Source organism: Streptomyces sp. NPDC001204 (assembly GCF_053598035.1).
Window position 1 is genome coordinate 1 of sequence record NZ_JBSFJL010000046.1, and the last position, 17,016, is coordinate 17,016.

Here is a 17,016-nt window from a genome sequence, read left to right on the forward strand (position 1 = left end):
GCAGGCCGAGGGGTGCGGAGGCGGTGACCAGGTCGCGCAGCGGATGCCGGGCGAGGACCGCGTCCACCTCCGGCGTCAACGCCCCCGCCAGCCGGGTCATCACCGGCAGCGAGTCGTCCTCGAGCGCCGCCGCGGCGGCGAGCACGGTGTCCCGCTCCGGCCCCTGCGGCGCTCCGGCCGCCGCCCGGGCGTGCAGAGCGGCCCCCTCCTCCAGCACCAGCCCGGCGTCGATGCCGGCCGGAACCTTGACGGAGGCGACGTGGCGCCAGGTGGCGACCGGATCCGCCCAGGCCTCCACGTGGTACGTCCAGCGGCCGGCCGCACCCGGAGTGACCTCGGCGCCCCAGCGGTCGGTGCCGGGCGCCAGCTCGCGCATCGGCGTCCACGGGCCGGGCCGGCCCTCGGGGTCCGTCAGCACCACGTTCGCGGCCACCGCGTCGTGGCCCTCGCGGAACACGGTGGCGGTGACAGGGAACGTCTCTCCCGCGACCGCCTTGGCCGCTCGCCTGCCGCCCTCCACGGCCGGACGGACGTCCCGCACCGGGATGCGGCCGATCAGCGGGGCCGTACTCGAGGCCGTACCGGCGGCCTGGCTCGGGGTCGAACTCATGGGTGTCACCTCCACCGTGCTCAAGGCCGGGCTCGCGCCCGGCCGGGGAATCGGGTCGTGCCGGGCGGAACCTACCTCCCGGCGCGGGAACGTCTCTGGGCCGCCTTCGGCGGGCCCCGGCGGGGGACGGAGCTCCGGTGGGGCCGGCCGCTCTGCTCCCGCAGGTAGGTGCCGAGGCTGGTGCACAGGTAGCGCTCGGCGGCGTCCGCGGCCTCCCGCGCGCAGCGTTTCCCCATCAGTACGCACAGGGTGTAGCCCGAGTCCTCGAAGGTGGACCGCACCCGGCGGTCGTCGGGCGACGCGAGCATCGCGCGTTCCCACGCCCGGTAGCGGCGCAGATGCCGGGCGACTTCGGCTTTGGCGGGTAGCAGCATGGCGCCGTTCACCTTTCGGATGCGCTCGATGGGCTCGTTTCCCCGACAACCGGGGCGGCGACCGCGCACGCGTGGGCAGCGGTCCCGTTTACGGCGCTCGAGACTTCACTCATGGTGCACGTTCAACGACACAGCGTCCTGTTGGATCTTCAACAAGCGCGGTGACCTGCTCCTGTTGCACGAATGGCGTAGCGCGCGCACATTGGATCTGACTCAGAGGCAACACATGCTCACGTTTCGTGATTTCGGGGCTCCTCGCACCTGCGGGAGCGGAGCGTGGGCCTCGCCGGTGAGGAGCCAACGACGATGAAGACCGCAGTGCCCTGTTACTACCACCTCGACGTGGAAGTCAGCCCGGAACGGGTCGGGCAGGTCAGGCGCATCCTGGCCGCGCACCTGCGTTTCTGGGACCTGGAGGACCTCGTCGACCCCGTGTGCGGGGGTGCCGAGATGCTGCTGAAGGCCATCGACGAGCACGCCACCGACAAGCACACCTCCATCGAGATGTGGTGGACCGGCCAGCACCTGATCACCGCCGTCGGGGAGAACAACCACGACCTGCGCCCCGACCAGGACCTGCGCGGCTGCCTGGCCCGTATCGCGGCGACCAGCGACGGCTGGGGCTGCTGCGCCGCCCGGACCGGCAGCAAGATCATCTGGTTCTCGCAGCGGGCCCGCGCCGGGGTGCGCGTCCCGCTGGTCCCGACGGCCCCGGACCCGACCCTGCGCGAGGGCCTGCAGACGCCGCGCGAGATGCCGGTCACGGCACTGGCCTCTCCGCTCAGCGAGCCGCAGGCCGTGCTGGAAGCGGCCCTGTGACCGGGCGAAGACGACGGAAAGGGGTACCCGTGTGGAGCGGGTACCCCTACCCGCTGGGGGCGGCGTACGACGGGAAAGGCACCAACTTCGCCCTGTTCAGCGAGGTGGCCGAGCGCGTCGACCTGGTTCTGGTGGACGACGCCGGCACCCGTCGCGACGTGCCGCTGACCGAGGCCGACGGCTTCGTGTGGCACGGCTACCTGCCCGGTGTCGGGCCGGGGCAGCGCTACGGATACCGGGTGCACGGGCCGTGGCACCCGTCCGCCGGCCACCGGTGCAACCCGAGGAAACTGCTCCTCGACCCCTATGCCACGGCGGTGGACGGGCAGATCGACGACCACCCCTCGCTGTACGAGCGGGCCGCGCACGGCCCGGACCCGGCCGACAGCGCCGGGCACACCATGCTGGGCGTGGTGACCGATCCGGCCTTCGACTGGGGCGACGACCGTCCGCCGCGGCGGGCGTACTCCGACACCGTGATCTACGAGGCGCACGTACGCGGCCTGACCCGCACCCATCCCGAGGTGCCGCCCGAACTGCGCGGCACCTACGCGGGGTTGGCGCACCCCGCGGTGATCGAGCACCTGACCTCGCTGGGTGTGACGGCGATCGAGCTGATGCCGGTCCACCAGTTCGTGCACGACGGCGTGCTCCAGGGCCGGGGACTTTCCAACTACTGGGGCTACAACACCATCGGCTTCTTCGCACCGCACAACGGCTACGCCGCCGGCGGGATGCGCGGGCAGCAGGTCGCCGAGTTCAAGTCGATGGTCAAGGCGCTGCACGCGGCCGGGCTCGAGGTGATCCTCGACGTGGTCTACAACCACACCGCCGAGGGCAACGAGAAGGGCCCGACGCTGTCTTTCCGGGGCATCGACAACGCCTCGTACTACCGCCTGGTCGACGGCGACTGGGCGCATTACTACGACACCACGGGCACCGGCAACAGCCTGCTGATGCGCCACCCCTACGTGTTGCAGCTGATCATGGACTCGCTGCGGTACTGGATCACCGGGATGCACGTCGACGGCTTCCGTTTCGACCTCGCGGCCACGCTGGCCCGGCAGTTCCACGAGGTGGACCGGCTGTCGGCGTTCTTCGACCTGATCCAGCAGGACCCGGTGATCAGCCGTGTGAAGCTGATCGCGGAGCCGTGGGACCTCGGCGAGGGCGGCTACCAGGTGGGCAACTTCCCGCCGCTGTGGTCGGAGTGGAACGGCCTCTACCGGGACGCGGTACGGGACTTCTGGCGCGGCGAGGAGCACACGCTCGGGGAGTTCGCCTCCCGGCTGACCGGATCCGCCGACCTGTACGCCCACAACCGGCGCAGGCCGCGCGCCAGCGTCAACTTCGTGACCGCGCACGACGGGTTCACGCTGCTCGACCTGGTGTCGTACAACGACAAGCACAACGAGGCCAACGGTGAGGGCAACCGCGACGGCGAGAGCGCCAACCGGTCCTGGAACTGCGGGGCGGAGGGGGCCACCGACGACCCGGCCGTCCTGGAACTGAGGGCCCGCCAGCAGCGCAACTTCCTTGCCACACTGCTGCTTTCGCAGGGAATCCCGATGCTGTGCCACGGCGACGAACTGGGGCGTACCCAAGGCGGCAACAACAACGCCTACTGCCAGGACAACGAGGTCTCCTGGATCGACTGGCGGCTGACCCGCGAGGAGCGGGAGCTCGCGGACTTCACGCGCTACCTGATCGGTCTGCGCAGCGCTCACCCCGTGCTGCGCCGGCGCCGCTTCTTCCAGGGGAGGGCCGCGACCCGCAACGACCAGCCCCTGCCCGACCTGGTGTGGCTGCTGCCGGACGGCCGCGCGATGGCGGAAGAGGACTGGCAGCGCTCCGACGCGCACTCCGTCACGGTCTTCCTCAACGGCGACGCCATCGCCGAACCCGACCGGCAGGGCCGTCCCTTGGTGGACGACTCCTTCCTCCTGCTGCTGAACGGCTACTGGGAACCGGTCGACTTCCGCCTGCCCGGCCGTGCCTACGGCGACCGCTGGACCACGCTCCTCGACACCGCCGAGCCCCTGGGCCCCCCGGACGAGGCCGAGCACAAACCCGGCGGCACCCTCCGCGCCGACCCCCGCAGCCTGATCCTCCTGTCCCGGCCCCCGAAAACCCCCCGCTGACCACAGCCGGGGGTGCGTGGGTTCCGCGGGGGTGCGTGGGTTCCGCGGCCGGTGACCGGTGCCGGTGAGCGGGGCCGGGGTCTTCCGTCCCGTGTGCCGTACCTGGCGGCGGCCGAGGCCTGTCGCCGTGCCGGGGCCGGCGCCATGGGTCCCGAAGCACCCGCACGTCCTCCGACCCGTGCCGCGCACGGGATCTCCGGCTCCGGACCGGAACTCCGTCCGGCCGCCCCGACACGTCGCCCCCCGTCGACCCGAACCGGGATCTGCGGCCTACGCCCGCGCTACGGGTTGCGCGCGGCGGGCTTCGGCGTTGTGCGTGCCGCGATGCCAGGCGCCTGCTCCGGTGCGCCTGACCGCGCGGCACCGCTCGGGCGCTTGCAGCGGCCCGCAGCCTGTGGCCGGTGGTGGGATGGCCCGCCGTTCAGGCTTCGCGGCGGGACGTCACCGTGAACTGGGCGCCGTCCCGGTCGCGGAGTACGGCCTCGTCGGGGCCCTCCCGCAGGACGCTGCCGCCGTGGACCTCGGCGGCGCGGGCGCAGGCGGCCACGTCGGCCACGCGGAAGTGGATCTGCCAGTGCGGGCGGATCGTGGGGTCCGGCGCCGCCTCCAGCGCGCCGGACTCGATGCGTGCCACGACCTGGCCGTGGCTGCGCAGCACCACCTCGTCGCCCTCGTAGCGGACCTCGCAGCAGCCGGGCCGCCGTGAGGCCCAGTCCAGGACCTCGCCGTAGAAGATCGCGGCGTCGAAGGCGTCGCGCGTGTGCAGCCGGATGAAGGCCGGCGCGGCCTTGCGCCAGGTCTCCCAGTCCGTGAAGAGGTCACCCTCCCAGATCCCGAAGGTCGCGCCGTCCCGGTCGGCCAGCAGCGCCGCGCGCCCCGGCGGGAAGGAGATCGGGCCGACCGCGGCCGTGCCGCCGCGTTCCTGCACCCGCGCGACGGCCTGGTCGGCGCTGGGCACGGCGAAGTACGGCGTCCAGGCGACCGCCATCTGCCACATCGCGGCCACCGCGCCGATCCCCGCGACCGGGGCACCCTCCGCGAGCGCGATGCGGAAGTGGTCGCCGAGTCTGGCCGGACGCCACTCCCAGCCCAGCACTGCCCGGTAGAACTCCTCCGTGGCCTGGAGGTCCCGGCTGGTCAGGCTCACCCAGCAGGGCGCGCCGCACACCGAGTGCGTGGAGACGACGTCGGGAGAACTGCCGGAAGGTGTCCTGTCGTGGTTCATGTCCCGTCCTGGTCGTGTCAGACCGGTTTCCACCAGCCTGACACCAGTGTCCGACCGGCGTGCGGAAGACGCCTGCCGAGTACCCGCCGGACGCCGCCGAAACGGCGCGGGACACGGCTGCCCCCGCTCGGCGGGTGAGCCGCGGCGCGGCTCACCCGGCCTCCGCGAGCAGCTCCTCGCGCAGATGGGCGAAACACCCGCTGAGCAGGCGCGAGACATGCATCTGCGAGATGCCCAGCTGTTGCGCGATCCGGCTCTGCGTCATGCCCCCGAAGAACCTGAGGTACAGGATGGTGCGCTCGCGTTCGGGCAGCGCCTCCAGACAGGGCCTGACCGCCACGCGGTCCACGACCAGGTCGAACCGCGCGTCGGCCTCGCCCAGCCCGTCGCCGAGCGCGTAGCCGTCCGTACCGGGGACCTCCGCCTCCAGCGACAGCGCGGCGAAGCAGTCCAGGGCCTCCATCCCCGTGTGCACGTCGCTCACGCTCAGGTGCGCGTACTCGGCGATCTCGGCCACGGTCGGCGTCCGGCCGGGCGTGGTCTGCGCCAGCTCCTTCGTGGCGCGCCGTACCCGGTTGCGCAGGTCCTGGACCCGGCGCGGCACGTGCAGCGTCCACATGTGGTCGCGGAAGTGCCGCTTGATCTCCCCGGTGACCGTCGGCACGGCGTACGCCTCGAACGCGTAGCCACGCGCCGGGTCGTAGTGGTCGACGGCCTTGACCAGGCCCAGCGCCGCCACCTGGTACAGATCCTCCAGGGCCTCGCCCCGACCGCGGAACCGTACGGCGATCCGCTCGGCCATGGGCAGCCACACCTGTACCAGCTCGTCCCTCAGCGCCTTGCGCTCGGCGCCGTCGGGCATGCAAGCGAGCCGCTCGAACGCCTCGGCGGTGTCGGGGGCGTCGTCGTGCGGATGGGCCTTCGTTCTGCCGGTGGTACGCATGAGCTGCGCCTCCCTCAGCAGGTGCTGGATGGACGGACACCTTGGGAGGGGCGGGGCTCGGACCGAACGGAAATGAGCATCGGGGCCCGGCGCGCCGGCTCCCACGGACGTGCCTCCTGTCCGAAGCACTGGACTCGGGATTCCCGAAGTCGGCGATTTCAGAACTGTTCCGGGAATGCGGTGACGATATGCGACCGCACGAATCTCAATTGTTGTCCAGACTCCGGAGAATCGCCACCGGAGGAAATGCGCGCATTTCCATGGCGGTGCGAATGCGGACGCGCCCGCCGGTTCCGTGCCGTGCCGGAGCCGCCTCCGCAACCGCCTCCCGCCCGCCCGCCGCCGCGCCCGGGGCATCCTTGACCGGTTCTTGGGATGCTTACCTCTGCTACAGAGATAATCTGAGGACGTGACCCCGGAGACCTTCCCCGAAGAGCTGGCCGACGCCCTCGTCGGCGTCCAGCGGCTGATCCGCCGACGGCTGCGCGCCGGGATGACCGTGCCCCGGCTGCGCGGCGCCGAGAACGAGCTGCTGCGTCTGGTCGAGGGCCGCCCCGGCATAGGCGTCTCGGAGGCCGCCAAGGAGCTGCACCTGGCGGGCAACTCCGTCTCGACACTGGTCAACCAGCTCGTCCGGGACGGTCAGTTGATCCGTGAGACGGACCCCGGCGACCGGCGGGCCGCGCGCCTGCTGCTGACGGAGGCCGCCAGGACCCGCCTGCGCGACTGGCGGGAACGCCGCGCGGCCCTCGTACGCCATCAGGTGGACCGGCTCGACCAGACGGACCGGGAAGCGCTGCGCGCGGCGGTCCCCGCCCTGCGCAGACTGGCCGAGAACCTGCACGAGGAGGCCGATCGCCCATGACCCGGAACGCTGCCGCCGAGCCGGCCGACGACGCCGTCGCCTGCACCGGACTCGCCTACGCCTTCGGTGACACCAACGCCGTCGACGGTGTGGACCTGTCCGTGCGCCCGGGCGAGGTGTTCGGACTGCTCGGCCCGAACGGCGCCGGGAAGACCACGGCGATCCGCTGCATCACGACCCTTCTGCCGGTCCCCTCCGGCATGGTCCGCGTCTTCGGCCACGACGCCGCCTCCGACCGCATGGCGGTACGCCGCCTGCTGGGCTACGTCCCGCAGCAGTTGTCCGCCGACGCCGCCCTCACCGGCCGGGAGAACGTCACCCTGTTCGCCCGCGTCTTCGACGTCCCGCGCCGCGAACGCGCCGAACGGGTCGCCCAGGCGCTGGCCGCGGTCGGCCTGGCCGACGCCGCCGACCGGCTGGCGAACACCTACTCCGGCGGCATGGTCCGCCGCCTCGAACTCGCCCAGGCCCTGGTCAGCTCACCCCGCCTGCTGATCCTCGACGAGCCGACGATCGGCCTGGACCCGATCGCCCGCACCGGGGTGTGGGAGCACATCGGCGCGGTCCGCGCCGCCACCGGCATGACGGTCCTGGTGACCACCCACTACATGGACGAGGCCGACACGTACTGCGACCGGGTCGCCCTGATGCACCGCGGCCGCATCCGGGCCCTCGGCACCCCGGCCGAGCTGCGCGACGGACTCGGCGAGCGCCGCCGCGCCCGGGGCGCCCCGGCCACGGACCCGCTGCCCACGCTGGAGGACGTCTTCCGCGACGTGGCCGGCAGCGGCCTCGACGACACCTCAGGAGACTTCCGCGATGTCCGAAGCACCCGCCGAACCGCGCACCGCGTCGGCTGACGCCGTCAGCGCCGACGACATCGGGCTGCTGCTGCGGCCCCCGCAGCCCCGCGCCGGCTGGCGGCTGCTGCCCGCCCGGGTCGTCGCCATGTGCGCGGTGGAGCTGCAGAAGCTCCGCCACGACCGCACCGAGCTGTACACGCGCGCGGTGCAGCCCGCCCTGTGGCTGCTGATCTTCGGTCAGACCTTCACCCGCATCCGGGCGATCCCCACCGGCGGCATCCCGTACATCGACTTCATGGCACCGGGCATCATCGCCCAGTCCGCCATGTTCATCGCGATCTTCTACGGCATCCAGATCATCTGGGAGCGCGACGCGGGCGTCCTCAACAAGCTCCTGGTCACTCCGACCCCGCGCTCCGCCCTGGTCACCGGCAAGGCGTTCGCGGCCGGGGTGAAGGCGCTGATCCAGGCGATCGTCGTGATCGCCATCGCCGCCCTGCTCGGCGTGGCGCTGACCTGGAACCCGCTGAGGCTGCTGGGCGTCGCCGCGGCCGTCGTCCTCGGCTCGGCGTTCTTCGCCTGCCTGTCGATGACCATCGCCGGCATCGTGCTCAGCCGCGACCGGCTGATGGGCATCGGGCAGGCGATCACGATGCCGCTGTTCTTCGGTTCCAACGCCCTCTACCCGGTCGCCGTCATGCCCGGCTGGCTCCAGGCCGTCAGCAAGGCCAACCCGCTCAGCTATCAGGTCGACGCCCTGCGCGGGCTGCTGCTCGGCACCCCCGCGCACCTCGCCACCGACTTCGCCGTCCTCGTGGTGGCCGCCGCGCTGGGCATCACCGCGGCCTCCGCGCTGCTCGGCCGCCTGGCCCGCTGACGGCTCCCTGCGGACCGCCCGTCGGAGTGATGTGCGGCACGCCCCGGAGACCGCTTCGAGGGCCCGTCGGTGAATTCCTCCTGTCCACGGCTTGATCAGCGATCAAAGACGGCGAATTCCCCGGCCACGGCGCATTCCTCACATTTGACAGTGCGCTGAGCGCGCGGATAGGAAGCAGCTCTTGGAAGTCGAGAGGTGCATTGTGTACGAGCCGAACGTGGTCGGGGACTGGCAGGAGTACGAGGAGCATGCCGGTCTGCGCGTCCGCGTCCACCGCCTGGAGCGGTCGGAGCCGCCGCGGGGGCGCGACGAGGCCGCCGAGGGACTGACGTACTTCCGCCTCCGCGTCACCGTGGAGAACCGCGGCACGCGGCGCTTCGGCGTCCACCTGGAGGACGGGCAGATCGACGTGCGGATCGGCCCGGACGGGGACGGAGCGTTCGTCGACTGGCGCAACTCGCAGTTCATCGAAGGCTACGACGTCTATCCGCTGCGCCGGGTCACGGCGGTGCTGTACGCGGCGGGGCCGGAGGCCGCCCTGTCCCAGATCGACGCGCAGATCCAGCTGCGGGTCGACGAGGAGTGGACCTCGCGCGCACTGTGGACCGGCTGCGTCGACGGGCACGAGGAGACCGCCGGGACCGGCACGCCCGCGGCCGGCGGACCGGGCGGGCTGGCGCACCAGATCAGCACCTTCCTGCGCGACCAGGCGGGACCGGGAACCGCGGGCTGATCCCGCCGCACTCCGCCGAACCCCGCCGTGCCCCTGTAGCACTCAGCCGCGCCCGCGCTGCACCCCACGGCCCCCGTACCTCGGAGCGTCTCCGCCGTATTCAGCCGCCTCGCCGTACCCTCGGAGCGTCTCCGCCGTATTCAGCCGCCTCGCCGTACCCCCGGAGCGCCCCCGTCGTACTCCGCCGTACCCCCGGAGCGCCTCCGCCGTACCCCGCCGCGCCCGCGTCGTCAGTGCGGGATGCCGTCGATGATCTCCCGGGCGCCCTGGCGGAGCAGGGCGACGGCGACAGACGTGCCGAGTGTGGCCGCGTCCAGCCGGCCCGCCCACTCGTGGGCGTTCAGCCGGATCTTGCCGTCGGGGGTGAACACACAGGCCCGCAGCGAGAGCTCCCCGGCGCGGTCGACGTGCGCGTACCCGGCGATCGGGCTGTTGCAGTGTCCCTGGAGCACATGCAGGAACATGCGTTCCGCTGTGGCCGCGCGATGGGTGCCGGGGTCGCCGAGCGGGCCGACCGCCTCGATGAGTTCGCTGTCGCCCTCCCGGCACTGGAGGGCGAGGATGCCCGCGCCGATGGGCGGCATCATCGCCTCCGGGGACAGCACCTCGCTGATGACGTCCGCGCGCCCGATGCGCTCCAGACCGGACGCGGCGAGCAGGAGCGCGTCCGCCTCGCCCGCGGCCAGCTTCTCCAGCCGCCGGTTGGCGTTGCCGCGGAACGGCACGCAGTCGAGGTGCGGGTGGCCGGCCGCGAGCTGGGCGACACGGCGGATCGAGGACGTGCCGACGCGGGTGCCGGCCGGGAGCTCGTCCAGGGTGAGCCCGCCGGGGTGGACGAGGGCGTCGCGGATGTCGTCCCGCTTCAGGAACGCGGCGAACGTCGTGCCGGCCGGTAGCGGCCGGTCGGCGGGCACGTCCTTCAGACAGTGCACCGCGAGGTCCGCCTCGCCGGCCAGCAGCGCTGCGTCGACCTCCTTGGTGAAGGCGCCCTTGCCCTCGACCGCGGACAGATCGCCCAGCCACTTGTCGCCGGTGGTGCGCACCGGGACCACCTCGGTGCGCACACCGGAGTGCGCGGCGGCCAGTTCGGCGCGGACGCGTTCCACCTGGGCCAGCGCCATGGGGGAGTCGCGGGAGACGATACGGATCAGTTCGGGGACGGACATGCGGGACACCATAGACCTCGCTGCGGGCGACCCGTGCGGTTCAAGACGTTCCGGCATACGGAAGTTGACATGCCGTCACACCATCGGATCGTCGGGCGGGTCCGCCACCGCCGCCTCCTCCGGTGTGAGGTCGGGGCGCAGCCGCAGCCAGGAGGGCTGGCGCAGCATCCCGGCCCGGGTGCGCACGCTGTAGCGGACCTCGCCGACCAGCCGCGGCAGCACCCAGTGCGCCCCGCGCACCGCCGGTACGGGGTCGAAGGGGCACACGTCGGTCGCCAGGGCCGCGAGCAGCGCGGCGAGCTCGGACCGCTCCGCCTCGCTCCAGCCGGTGCCCACACTGCCGACGTAGCGCAGCCGCCCGCCCGCGAACCGGCCCATCAGGACGGCGCCCGGCAGGCCCGTCAGCCGCCCCTTGCCGGGCAGCCAGCCGCCCACGAGGACGTCCTCGCTGCGCATGTTGCGGATCTTGATCCAGGCCCGGGAGCGCACCCCCGGTTCGTACACCGAGTTCAGCCGCTTGCACACCAGGCCCTCGAGACCGTGCTCGCGGGTGGCGGCCAGGGCCTCGGCGCCGTGGCCGACGACCGCCGAGGGCGTCGACCAGTACGGACCCGTCAGGCCGAGGTCCTCCAGGCGCTCGCGGCGCCGGACGTAGGGGAGGGCGAGCAGCGGGCGCGCGCCCAGGTGCATCACGTCGAACAGGACGAGGTGGACGGGGACCCGGGCGGCCCTGCGCGCCGCCCGGCCGGGGGCGTGGGCCAGCCCCATGCGCCCCTGGAGCAACTGGAAGCTCGCCCGGCCCTGCTCGTCCAGCGCCAGCACCTCCCCGTCCAGGATCGCGGGCGTGGCGCCGAGCACCCGGCCGAGGGGCCGCAGTTCGGGGTAGGCGGCGGTGATGTCCTCACCGGAGCGGGCCCGCAGCAGCAGCCCGCCGTCACCGGGCAGGTACGCCACCACGCGCTGGCCGTCCTGCTTCGTCTCGTACGCCCACCGCTCGTCCTGAGCGGCCGGCGGGAGCGGGCCGGTCGTGGCGAGCATGGGCGGGATCAGCGGCAGGGTCACGGCAGAGATGTCGACGAACCGGCATGCCGCCACGCGCGCCCGGCGGCACATTCCCCTGAAAGGGTCCCCGCGGCGGCCTGTGCGCGGATTCGTCGCGAACGGGGGAGTGGAGGCCCTGTCGCCCGGGGCGGAAAACGCTGTCACGATCGGTGGGGACCGTCAAGACGACCATCGGAGCGCGCGGATGACGACGGACACGGGCACAGCGGGCGGGCGCGGGGCCGGCGGGATCGAGGTGAGGCCGGTCGCCGGGTCCATCGGGGCCGAGGTCACCGGAGTGGATCTGGCCGGGGGGTTCGACGACGCCGTGGCCGCGGAGATCCGTGCGGCGGTGCTGCGCTGGAAGGTGGTGTTCTTCCGCGGGCAGCGGCTGGACCACGCCTCGCACGTGGCCCTCGCCCGCCGCTTCGGCGAGCCGGTGGTCCTGCGGCGGCGCGGCGGCGCGTCACCGCAGGACGTCCCCGAGGTGGAGACCACCGCGGACCGGCCGGAGCTGGGCGGGCGGTTCGGCATGGACCACGAGGAGTGGCTGCGGCGCCGCCGGCACACGCTGCTGCGCGGCTGGCACTGCGACCACGGAGCCCGCGTCGACCCGCCGGCCGCGACCATCCTGCGCGCCGAGACCGTCCCGCCGTACGGCGGCGACACCACCTGGTCCAACCTGGCCGCCGCGTACGCCGGGCTGTCGGAGCCGGTACGCGCCTTCGTCGACGGGCTGCGCGCCGAGCACCGGCTCGGGGTCGGCTACCAGCCGCGGCCCGGGGACGACGCGTATGCCCGTCACCTGATGGACCATCAGATCGCCACGGTGCACCCGCTGGTACGTGTCCATCCCGAGACGGGCGAGCGGCTGCTGTTCGTCAACGGCTACTACGTCGAACAGATCGAGGGCCTCTCCCGGGCGGAGAGCGCGGCGATCCTGGAGATGCTGCTGGAGCAGGCGGTCCGGCCCGAGTACACGGTCCGGTTCCGCTGGGAGCCGGGCAGCGTGGCCTTCTGGGACAACCGGGCCACCATCCACCTGGCGCCCGGCGACAGCGCCCACCTCGGCTTCCCGCGCATCATGCACCGGGTGATGCTCGCCGGTGACGTACCACTGGGAGTGGACGGCAAGCCGTCCGAGCCGATCACCGGCAGCGAGCCGGGCCGCTGGTGACCGGCCGGGGCGCGGCCGGTACGCCGGCGGTCAGGTCAGGGGGATCGTGACCTCGTCCTCGACGGGCGGTGCCACCTCCTGGGCGCGTCCGCCGGTCGCCGCGAAGCAGCGCAGCCGGACCGCCTCCCCTGTGACGTCCAGACGCAGGAACGACTTGAAGAACGGCGGGCTGTACGTGGCCGAACTCGGCGAGAACAGCTGGGTGTAGAGCTTGCGCACCGGAAGGCGGAAGCGGGCCCGGCGTTCCGGGCGGCGGCCGGCGCCGAGCAGGCTCGCCACCAGGCGGACGCGCCGGGTGACCCGTACCGGCGCGCCCCCGGGGCGGACGGACGGGACGCCGAGCCGCTCGGCGACGACGGCCATCGCCTCGGCCTCGCTGAGCGTGAGGAAGCGGCGCAGTCGCAGCCGGCGGGCGTACACCCTGCTGTAGAAGGCCAGGGAGTCGCCGCGCAGCGGATAGCAGCGGAAGTCCGACTCGGTGACGTTCGCGACGGAAACGCGCGGGATGGTGTGGGTGGCGTGCATGAAAGCGCCCCCGCCGCCGGAGACGACGTACTGGACGGTGCGGCCGTCCACGTCGACCGGATAGCGCTGGTAGTTGTGGATGTCGCCGCCGATCGCCGCCACATAGCGGTGCACGGGGTCGCGCACGATGTCGTCGACGGTGCCGCCGCCCTCGATGGGGCAGGGATGGTGCTCGCCGTCCACGTACAGCGGTGATCCGGTGAGGAGGATCTTCGGGCGGGGTCCTCGCGAGACCTCCCGCAGCCAGGCGCCCTGCTCGGCGTCGATCGTGCCGAGCAGGCCGGTGTCGATGCCGACGATCCGCACCGGACCCGCGTCGATCGCCCAGTACGGGCCCGGCTGGACGGCCTGTTGACCCGGTTGGGACCTCAACTTCCTGGCCTCGGTCAAGCTTTGCTCGTCCGTGGGGCGTGGCTGGTGCCACAGCAGCGCACGCCACCAGGAACGGCCGAGCGGGCGGGGCTTCGGCTCGGGCGGCAGCGGCGGGGCGTCGTCGCAGAAGACGCGCATGAAACCGCCGAGGTCCTCGTACCAGTCGTGGTTCCCCGGTATGGCGTAGATCGGCGCGGGATAGTCCTGGTACGGGCGGAAGAACTTGGTGCCGTAGTCGTCGGTGCTCCCGACGGGATAGATCACGTCACTGGTGATCACGGCGAACGACGTTTCCCGACCGGCCTCCAGAAGGCCGGGTACGACGGCGTACTGCGAGTCGTCGCCCGCACCGGTGTCCCCGATGACGAGGAAGGAGAAGCGGTCCCCCTCCGGTCGCCGTATCACCTTGTCCGCCGGGGCTCCGGCCGCCGTCCGCTGCGCCACCCACCGGTCCCGGGTGCGGCCCGTGGGGTCCCCGAACCAGGAGGCGACCACCCCGTTGCGGGCGGCCCACAGGACGCGCGGGTCGAGCCAGGACAGCTTCCGCACCCTGGCGGGGAGTAACTGCCGGTACGAGCCTGGTTCGGTGGCCGTCCAGCCGGCGCCTTCGACGGTATCGCGTGAGGAGTTGGACACGCGGTGCACCGTAACAATGATCAAGCCCTGCGCACGAGAGGGGTCCGGCGATCGGGCGCCGGACCCCTCCGTGGCCAACTCGCGTGCTAGTCCAGGGGGTCGAGGGTGAGGTAGGCCCGCTGCGGATCGCCGTCGTGGACCAGGGACTCCTGGTTGCCGACGTCGTCGAAGGCGAACGCGTAGGCCTTGGAGTCGGCCATCCGGTCATGGATGATCCGCGCGTAGTGGTTGGTCACCGGGTCCTGGTAGAAGTTCGCGGCCGTGGCGTCCGGCTGGTCGGGGTTCACCAGGAGCGTGGACCGGTTGAACGCGGCGCACAGCGTGCGGGAGATGGGACCGCGTACCGCGTCGTTCGGGGCGTCCAGCAGTTTGTGGCAGCCGAAGACGCTGTCGGCGTCCGGCTTCTGGAAGCTGGTGACGACGGCGCCCGAGGCGTCGGTGAAGTTCATGACGTCGCCCGAGACCCGGCCGTAGTAGCGGGTGCCGGGCTGGTCCCCGAACGGGGTGACGGTGAGCGTGGTGCCGGCGTACTTCTGCCAGACCCGGTTGACGTAGTCGTCCATCACGCCGCCCGGCAGGGCGCCGTTCTCCATGCCGTGCCCGGGTGAGAGCGCTCGCAGCACGGTGCCGTCGGACCGGGTCTGGACCAGACCGCCCCAGCCGCCGGGCTGCGCGCGCAGGGCGTCGAACACGGCGTGGTAGCCGCCCGGCTTGAGGCGGCCGATACTGACGGTGCTTCCGTCGGCGCGCCGGACACCCACCGAGTACGGCACCGAGAACATGTCCACCTGGGTGCTGTTGAGCCACAGACCGGCGTCGTTCAGTGTGTACTCGGACCAGTTGAAGAGGATGTCGTGGTTGGGGTCGCTCGGGTTCTGCACGGCGGGCTGGACCAGTCCGCCCGTGGTCAGCCTGAAGTCGAGTTTCCGGCCGTAGGAGAAGTAGATCCGCCCGGAGAACTTGGGGATCCGGATGGTCGCCGACTGCCCGGCGGCCGGCCCGGGGATCGAGGCGTCGGGGGCGGGAGTCGGCGGGTTCCCGCCCGCGGGCCACGGGTGGAAGGCGCCGTTCGCGTCGGCCCAGCCCTGCTGACCGGTCGTCAGGGACGTGCCGATGTCGTAGATGTACAGCTGCTCGCCGCGGGCGGAGTCGTTGGTCACCTCCAGCGGGATCGTGTCGGGCACCGCCGCCTCGGCCGGGGCGGGGGCACCGAATCCGAGCAGCGCGCCGACGAGGGCCGTCGCCCCTGTCGCCGCGAGCACCTTGAGTCTGCTGAGCATGCTCCACCTCCGTGGGGGTTGGGGGATACGGAGTTGGTTGGTCCGTACCTGAAGTGAGAGCGCTCTCAGAATCCCGTCCAGGGTGCGTACATGTCAATCAGGGCCTCGTTGTGCGGCACGCCCGGGGCGTCTCGCGGCGGTGGCGGACCCCCGTCGCCCTCCGGCCGCCCGCCGTTCGCGCCGGGTCCCTCACTCGAACCGTGAGGTGTCGCCCGCTCCCCGCCGTACGATCTCCGCCTCGCCGCCGGAGAAGTCGATGACCGTGGTCGGCTCGGTGCCGCAGTCGCCGGAGTCGACCACCGCGTCCAGCACGTGGTCGAGCCGGTCCTTGATCTCCCAGCCCTGCGTCATCGGCTCCTCCTCGTCGGGCAGCAGCAGCGTGCTGGACAGCAGCGGCTCGCCGAGTTCCGTGAGCAGGGCCTGGGTGACGACGTGGTCGGGGATGCGCACTCCGACAGTCTTCTTCTTGGGGTGCTGCAACATGCGCGGCACCTCCCTCGTGGCGGGGAGGATGAAGGTGTAACTGCCGGGCGTGGACGCCTTGATGGCGCGGAAGACGTCATTGTCGATCCGCACGAACTGGCCGAGTTGCGCGAAGTCCTGGCACATCAGGGTGAAGTGGTGCCGGTCGTCCAGCTGCCGGATCGTCCGGATCCGCTCGATACCGTCCCGGCTGCCCAGCCGGCAGCCCAGGGCGTAGCACGAGTCGGTCGGATACGCGATCAGCGCGCCGTCGCGCACACTGTCCGCGACCTGACGGATCGCGCGCGGCTGCGGATTGTCGGGGTGCACGTCGAAATACTTCGCCATCCGCCGAGCTTATGCCGAACCCCACCCACCACGTCGCAGGCCCCTGCCAACACCCCCTGCGCGCCGCCCCACCGCTCCGCGACCCACCCGCACCCGACACGCCCCGGCCGCAGGCCGGCCGAGACCGAGCCGTCGGCGCCGCTTGCTCCGCGCCGGTGCCGCTCGCGCGGGCCGCGGGGGCTGTGCCGCGCCCGCCGCGCCCGGCGGCGTTGCATCGTGCAGGCGGTGGTCGGCTGCGCGCGCCGCGGGTGCCCCCTTGCGCGGGCCGCTCGCGCCTTGGCGCTCGCATCGCGCCAGGGCGGCGGGCCGGTGTCCGCCCTGTGCTCCGTCGCTGGTGCTGCGGTGTCAGCCGCGGCTGTGCTTCTTGGGCAGCGCCGCCTGCGCCGAGCTGTCTGCACGGTGCTGCTCCGTCCCGCTCCTCCCCGCGGGCTGCGGTGGGCGGCACCGGCCGGGCTGGGCTCTCCGTGCCGTGGCCGGCCCCGGGCCGTGTCGCTGTGCCGCTCGCACAGGCTGAGCGGTCCGCTCCGTGCCGTGCGCGCCGCACCGAGCCTCACCTACCGGAGCTGAGCTGCCCGCCTATCGGCGCCCCGGCGCTCGCATCGCGTCCAACTGCGTCGTT

General features: G+C 72.5%; 16 protein-coding genes. 7 read left to right on the forward strand and 9 right to left on the reverse strand.

Annotated features, from left to right (window positions below; genetic code table 11):
• Positions 1-610: maltotransferase domain-containing protein (locus tag ACWC91_RS37990; RefSeq protein WP_376501209.1), on the reverse strand; the 610-nt coding region annotated here is incomplete at its 3' end.
• A 71-nt stretch (positions 611-681) separates the two neighbouring features.
• On the reverse strand, positions 682-984 hold the full coding sequence (locus ACWC91_RS37995) for a DUF5133 domain-containing protein (protein ID WP_225079422.1): 303 nt from the start codon (positions 982-984) through the stop codon (positions 682-684).
• 306 nt (positions 985-1,290) lie between these two features.
• Between ACWC91_RS37995 and ACWC91_RS38000 the strand changes: the two genes are divergently transcribed.
• Together ACWC91_RS38000 and glgX are read left to right on the forward strand one after the other, a co-directional pair.
• The gene (locus tag ACWC91_RS38000) at positions 1,291-1,803 is read left to right on the forward strand and encodes a pep a2 (protein ID WP_225079423.1); all 513 of its coding nucleotides are present in this window, start codon (positions 1,291-1,293) and stop codon (positions 1,801-1,803) included.
• 29 nt (positions 1,804-1,832) lie between these two features.
• Positions 1,833-3,944 carry a glycogen debranching protein GlgX gene (gene glgX, locus ACWC91_RS38005; protein ID WP_374114063.1) on the forward strand — a complete coding sequence of 704 codons (2,112 nt, stop codon included), beginning with the start codon at positions 1,833-1,835 and terminating at the stop codon, positions 3,942-3,944.
• 421 nt (positions 3,945-4,365) lie between these two features.
• On the opposite strand, the gene ACWC91_RS38010 is transcribed toward glgX, so the two are convergent.
• Both ACWC91_RS38010 and ACWC91_RS38015 read right to left on the reverse strand, forming a co-directional pair.
• Entirely contained in the window at positions 4,366-5,169 is an 804-nt protein-coding gene (locus tag ACWC91_RS38010; RefSeq protein WP_225079425.1) for a VOC family protein, read from the reverse strand.
• Between the two features lie 151 nt (positions 5,170-5,320).
• Complete coding sequence (locus ACWC91_RS38015) at positions 5,321-6,112, reverse strand: SigB/SigF/SigG family RNA polymerase sigma factor (protein WP_225079426.1); 792 nt, start codon at positions 6,110-6,112, stop codon at positions 5,321-5,323.
• Positions 6,113-6,521: 409 nt separating this feature from the next.
• Between ACWC91_RS38015 and ACWC91_RS38020 the strand changes: the two genes are divergently transcribed.
• From ACWC91_RS38020 to ACWC91_RS38035, 4 genes are all read left to right on the forward strand, one after another.
• The gene (locus ACWC91_RS38020; RefSeq protein WP_225079427.1) at positions 6,522-6,977 is read left to right on the forward strand and encodes a MarR family winged helix-turn-helix transcriptional regulator; all 456 of its coding nucleotides are present in this window, start codon (positions 6,522-6,524) and stop codon (positions 6,975-6,977) included.
• Entirely contained in the window at positions 6,974-7,837 is an 864-nt protein-coding gene (locus tag ACWC91_RS38025) for an ATP-binding cassette domain-containing protein (protein WP_225079428.1), read from the forward strand. Before ACWC91_RS38020 ends, ACWC91_RS38025 begins: the two co-directional genes overlap by 4 nt.
• Positions 7,797-8,657, forward strand: coding sequence for an ABC transporter permease (locus ACWC91_RS38030; RefSeq protein WP_225079429.1), 861 nt, complete (start codon positions 7,797-7,799; stop codon positions 8,655-8,657). The genes ACWC91_RS38025 and ACWC91_RS38030 overlap by 41 nt, the downstream gene beginning before the upstream one ends.
• 202 nt (positions 8,658-8,859) lie before the next feature.
• Complete coding sequence (locus ACWC91_RS38035; RefSeq protein WP_388481088.1) at positions 8,860-9,390, forward strand: hypothetical protein; 531 nt, start codon at positions 8,860-8,862, stop codon at positions 9,388-9,390.
• Between the two features lie 230 nt (positions 9,391-9,620).
• Here the strand turns inward: ACWC91_RS38035 and hemC are convergent, their stop codons facing one another.
• Both hemC and ACWC91_RS38045 read right to left on the reverse strand, forming a co-directional pair.
• Positions 9,621-10,556 (reverse strand): hydroxymethylbilane synthase, encoded by a 936-nt coding sequence (hemC, locus tag ACWC91_RS38040; protein WP_450643727.1) that lies wholly within the window; start codon positions 10,554-10,556, stop codon positions 9,621-9,623.
• A gap of 75 nt (positions 10,557-10,631) precedes the next feature.
• Positions 10,632-11,618 carry an ATP-dependent DNA ligase gene (locus ACWC91_RS38045; protein ID WP_281157169.1) on the reverse strand — a complete coding sequence of 329 codons (987 nt, stop codon included), beginning with the start codon at positions 11,616-11,618 and terminating at the stop codon, positions 10,632-10,634.
• Between the two features lie 184 nt (positions 11,619-11,802).
• Between ACWC91_RS38045 and ACWC91_RS38050 the strand changes: the two genes are divergently transcribed.
• Positions 11,803-12,774, forward strand: a complete 972-nt coding sequence (locus ACWC91_RS38050; protein ID WP_450643728.1) for a TauD/TfdA dioxygenase family protein — start codon at positions 11,803-11,805, stop codon at positions 12,772-12,774.
• Positions 12,775-12,804: 30 nt separating this feature from the next.
• Here the strand turns inward: ACWC91_RS38050 and ACWC91_RS38055 are convergent, their stop codons facing one another.
• The 3 genes from ACWC91_RS38055 to ACWC91_RS38065 all read right to left on the reverse strand — a co-directional run bounded on the left by ACWC91_RS38055 (position 12,805) and on the right by ACWC91_RS38065 (position 16,397).
• The gene (locus ACWC91_RS38055) at positions 12,805-14,307 is read right to left on the reverse strand and encodes a metallophosphoesterase family protein (RefSeq protein ID WP_281157171.1); all 1,503 of its coding nucleotides are present in this window, start codon (positions 14,305-14,307) and stop codon (positions 12,805-12,807) included.
• 86 nt (positions 14,308-14,393) lie between these two features.
• Entirely contained in the window at positions 14,394-15,587 is a 1,194-nt protein-coding gene (locus ACWC91_RS38060; protein ID WP_450643729.1) for a glycoside hydrolase family 64 protein, read from the reverse strand.
• A gap of 189 nt (positions 15,588-15,776) precedes the next feature.
• Positions 15,777-16,397: an L-threonylcarbamoyladenylate synthase gene (locus tag ACWC91_RS38065; protein ID WP_172633114.1), complete on the reverse strand. Its 621-nt coding sequence runs from the start codon at positions 16,395-16,397 to the stop codon at positions 15,777-15,779.
• Between the last annotated feature and the right edge of the window lie 619 nt (positions 16,398-17,016).